The organism is Geobacillus sp. B4113_201601 (assembly GCF_001587475.1).
Lineage (GTDB): Bacteria > Bacillota > Bacilli > Bacillales > Anoxybacillaceae > Geobacillus > Geobacillus icigianus.
Map to the genome: position 1 here is coordinate 52,536 of NZ_LQYX01000101.1, position 4,387 is coordinate 56,922.

The 4,387-nt window shown below is 41.7% G+C and carries 3 protein-coding genes and 3 pseudogenes; 4 read left to right on the forward strand and 2 right to left on the reverse strand.

Annotated elements, in window-relative coordinates:
* Window positions 1-100 precede the first annotated feature (100 nt).
* Window positions 101-1,142, forward strand: a protein-coding gene (locus B4113_RS19055; protein ID WP_255358735.1) for an IS630 family transposase whose coding sequence is annotated in 2 segments (ribosomal slippage) — window positions 101-601 and window positions 603-1,142 — 1,041 coding nt in all. Because the reading frame shifts where the segments join, the coding sequence is not laid out codon by codon here.
* 19 nt (window positions 1,143-1,161) lie between these two features.
* On the opposite strand, the pseudogene B4113_RS14850 reads toward B4113_RS19055, so the two are convergent.
* Window positions 1,162-1,423, reverse strand: a pseudogene (locus tag B4113_RS14850) (IS701 family transposase); the annotation flags it as partial.
* Window positions 1,424-1,478: 55 nt separating this feature from the next.
* Between B4113_RS14850 and B4113_RS14855 the strand changes: the two are divergent.
* The gene (locus tag B4113_RS14855; protein ID WP_235598025.1) at window positions 1,479-2,729 is read left to right on the forward strand and encodes an MFS transporter; all 1,251 of its coding nucleotides are present in this window, start codon (window positions 1,479-1,481) and stop codon (window positions 2,727-2,729) included.
* Between the two features lie 22 nt (window positions 2,730-2,751).
* On the opposite strand, the pseudogene B4113_RS21275 reads toward B4113_RS14855, so the two are convergent.
* Window positions 2,752-3,057: pseudogene (locus B4113_RS21275) on the reverse strand (IS701 family transposase); the annotation flags it as partial.
* Window positions 3,058-3,498: 441 nt separating this feature from the next.
* Between B4113_RS21275 and B4113_RS19670 the strand changes: the two are divergent.
* Window positions 3,499-4,011: pseudogene (locus B4113_RS19670) on the forward strand (transposase); the annotation flags it as partial.
* A 10-nt stretch (window positions 4,012-4,021) separates the two neighbouring features.
* A complete protein-coding gene (locus tag B4113_RS14870; RefSeq protein WP_172418774.1) occupies window positions 4,022-4,300 on the forward strand; it encodes a DUF5082 domain-containing protein in 279 nt (92 codons plus the stop codon).
* Window positions 4,301-4,387: the final 87 nt, after the last annotated feature.

The following is a 4,387-nucleotide window of genomic DNA, read 5'->3' on the forward strand; positions in this document are numbered from 1 at the left end:
AGAAAGCATCTCGATCGCTATATAAATTGAAATAAAGGTTTTCTCCCGTTCCACAGCGAATAAAATAAAAGAGAAAATAGGAGAACGGAGAGAAAATACGATGCCCAATCACAAAGACGAGATCGAAAAGTTGTCCACTGCCATGAAAGAAGCGAAAAGTAAACGAGCATATGAACGCTACCAAGCCATTTATCTTCATTTGCAGGGATACAAAAAAGGAGAAATCGCAACGATTATTGGTCGATCCAAGAAAACGATTTATAACTATATCCATGCCTACGCCCAGCGCGGTCTTGATGGCTTGGAGATGAAATACTCACCTGGCTCCCCACGTCGATTGAGTCCTGATGAGGAAAAAGAGCTGGCTTGGATTATTGAACATCAGCTCCCCGTAGATGTGGGATTCGAAGCAAAATATAACTGGACGCTTGCGATCATCGCTGAACTCATTCAACAAAAGTGGGGACCAGCATACACGCCTCGTGGAACAAGCAACATTCTGCATCGGTTAGGGCTAAGCTATACGAAACCCACCTATACACTAGCCAATGCCGATGAAGAGAAACAAAAAGAATTCGTCGAAATCACCTTCCCTGAAGTAAAAAAAACTGTTAGATGGGAACATCGCCCATGTCCTCTTTCAAGATGAATCGATGATTCGTGATGACCAAGCGATTCAAAAAACATGGTTTGTCAAAGGAAAACAACGAATCATTCCGACGTTTGGAAAACATCAAGGGCTGAAGCTGATTGGCACGTTGAACTACGAAACAGGGGATGTATTTTGCATCGAAGAAGAACGCTATGACGCAGAAACATTTCTTCGGTTTCTTCAACTTGTGTTAGAACGCTATCCGACAGGCAAAATGGTAATGATTTTAGATCACGCTCGAATTCACCATGCCAAACTCATTCAGCCTTTTTTAAAAGAACACGAAGATCGGTTAGAGCTCGTCTTTTTGCCACCATACAGTCCGCAATTGAATTTGATTGAAGGGTTATGGAAATGGCTGAAATCAGACGTGATTTACAACGTGTTCTATTCGACTGTGCAAGAAATTAGAAAGAATGTCCAAGCCTTTATTCAGAGAATCAACCAAAAATCAGAACAAACGATCGATCGTTTGTGTGTTCAGTTGTAAATCTTTAATTCAACTTATATAGGTCGATCTTGCTTCTTCCCGCTGTCTTGTCATACAGACGAAAGGCGAACGGAAACGCTTGCGTGAAGGTGTGCACCATCAGCCAAACAAGCGAATGCCCCCAGACGGGGATGATCGTTGTGCGAGTAGTGCCAATCACACCCTTGAATGGAGCGGGCAGCCCGTGACGAAGGCTTCGTTTTTTGGCAAATGGGATCATCCATCGAAACAAAAAGGGATTCATTCTCCCGTTTGGCGATTCGCTGGATGCGCTGAAGGATAACGGAGAGATTAACTCTTCATGTTGCATTATATATAGCTAAGGTGGGATATAGATTGGAAAACCAATCAGAACGTACAAAGCTAAAGTCATTGCAAATTCCTGTTAAACGAAATATGTCATTAATTGTTAGTACGACAGCTTTAGGTACTATAGCAGATGCAATTTTTACACTTTGTTTATCATGGTTTGTCCTTGAACGAACTGGTTCAGCTTTTATTACTTCAGCTATTACTGCTATTACATATATTGTTAATGTCTTTGCTGGCCCGTTGATTGGGGTTTTAGTTGACCGCACGAGTCCAAAAAATGCAATGATAAAAGCATATATAGCATTGGGGTTAATAGGTTTTATACTTATATTTTTTTATTTGTTTTTGGATGACTATATTATAGTTGCTGTTATGGCAATGGTTATTTTAAATGATATTGCACAAACATTCATTTCACCTTCACGAAGACGTATGTTACCAAATTTAGTTGGGACTGATCGTATTGCTGAAGTTAGTGGTTTTTTATCATCTGCTGGTAAAACAGGAATATTAATAGGTAATGCTGTTGGTGGAATATTGTTCTCTCTTATTGGTCTTATCGGAATTATGTTCACTCATTCATTAATATTTTTATTCGCTGCACTTTTATCTTCTTGGTTAGTACTTCCTAAAAATGGAATAATAGTTAATGACGAAAAATCAAAACAAAAGAAACAATTTTGGAGAGAATTTAAAGATGGAGTTAAGTTATTGGTAAAACTTCGAGTTTTACTTATTCTAACGTTAATAAATATGGGAGTAAATATTGTCTCTGTTGGTCATTTGAATATATATATATTTAAAACACAGTATGGAGCAACTGCAGCTCAATACGGGTTCATTGAAGCAACTGGTGTGGCAACGTCAATAATCACTGGATTGTTTATTGGACGAATTATAAAGAAAATAAAACCAATATTTCCCTTAAGTTTAGGTTTAATAATCCCAAGTTTAAGTATTGCTCTAATTGGGTTTTATGATCAATTGTTTTTTGCATATATTTTAATAGCTATTCAAACATTTTTCTTGCTATTTTATACTGTTACAGTCAATACACTTTTAATAACTCTTGTCAAGCCAGAATATCGCGCTAGAATTGATACATTAGTAGCAAGTATTTCATCGCTTGCCATGCCATTAACTGTATTTCTAACAGGATACTTAGCGGATATTATACCTGTTCATTATATTTTTTATTTCACTGGGATCTGGGGAACTTTGATGGGGATTATTCCTTTGCTTAGTAAGGAAATTCATCAATTAGAAAATCTTTGAACATATGAAACGTTAATATAAGCAAGATGTCTTCGTCACTCAGCTCCCGGTCGGTGCTCAAGTGATCCGGTGTCATCGGTTGATCCGCCTTCCAAGCCAGCCGCACCACCGCGTCATCGAGGCCATGGATCGCTCCCTCGTAGCGATACACGCGGTAACGCTCGTTCCCCACCGTGACGAGGCGGGTGTCGTTGGGCTCGATATAGCGGGCGAACTTCTTCGCTTGGATGGCGATGCTTTTCGGGTAGAGAATTCGGTTCGTCTTGAGCATGGCGATGACATGGAATCCTTGTTTCAGACAGGTTTTGATGAGCGCTTGGGATGGATACTAGGAATCCATGAACACATTTTGAACGAGATGCTTGATGACCGGTTTCGAGAAATCAAGCGCCAATCCCAGCGTCATGAAAAACTTGTGGATTCCTTGATGATGTGCTAATCTATTCATGAGACATGAACCTCCTTGTGGGTAGTTGGTGGTACATCTATTCTAACCAAGGAATCGGGTTCATGTCTCCTTTTTTGTTTAGTTGTCAATTTATGTTAGCAAATTTGCTCATCTACAGTAGAAAAGTAATTGTTGCAAAATTCCACAATGATAAGCTTCATATTTTAACATAATTAACCGAGAAGTTTCCCACCTCTAAGCAGAGTGTAGGGGGAGAGTATTCCTGTTAGAAAGGTTTTCAGGGACTTGGAAGAAAAAAGCTCCCCTTGGTATGATGCAGGGATACACAAACACCAACATCAACCAAGGAGGGACTCTATCATGAATTGTACACAAAATCACAAAATTGAACAAGTTACCGATCAAACATTAGTGATTGGCATCGACATCGCCAAGCGCAAACATTACGCCTGTATGATAGATGCGCGAGGCCGTGTGCTGAAAAAGTTGTTTCCTGTGATGCAGTCCAAGTTGGGACTCAAACAGCTGGACGCGTCGATCCAAGAAGCGGTGAAAGAATTTGGAAAAACTAGCGTGATCGTCAGCATTGAACCGACCGGCCATTATTGATGGAATCTCGCCTACTTCCTCAAGCAGAAAGGGATTCCCTTGGTGATGGTCAACCCGATGCATGTGAAAAAAGAACTCGACGACAACTTGCCAACGAAGAATGACGCCAAAGACGCCATGGTAATCGCGAAACTCGTCAAGGACGGCCGGTTTAGCCATCCGCGCCTTCTCCACAAGGTGGAAGCAGAATGGCAGGTGGGAAGCACGTTTCGGGAAACGTTAGTCCAAGAGAGGGCAGCCGTTCAAAATCGAATCATTCGCTGGTGAAAAGGAAATGAAGCGGAGGGCTTACGAAGCAGCGATGGCCATTTTGCAATCTTACCAAGGGCAAGTGCATGAAGCGATGGAAGAATTTCAAGGTGGCATTCGCGGCTTTTATCGCGCCAACGATGAATCTATTCCGTACTGGCAAGGGGAGGCGCGGGAAGCGTATGAGTGGGTCTATGCCGATTTAAAGCAAATCGAGGCGCGGATTGAGGCGACGGCGGATGAATTGATCGATGAAATCAGCAGGGAAATCGCCCGTCTTCGTCGAATGATAGAGGAGTTGTGATCACATGATTTGGTTGAAACCGGATGAGTTGGAAACGGTCGCGAAGCACATTCCCGATGCCGAAGACGCGTGCGAGCGGGCGCGGAC

What these genes read in the sequence shown, in the direction of transcription:
- B4113_RS14870 (WP_172418774.1), top strand. Translation starts at nt 4,022, where the DNA reads ATGAAGCGGAGGGCTTACGAAGCAGCGATGGCCATTTTGCAATCTTAC.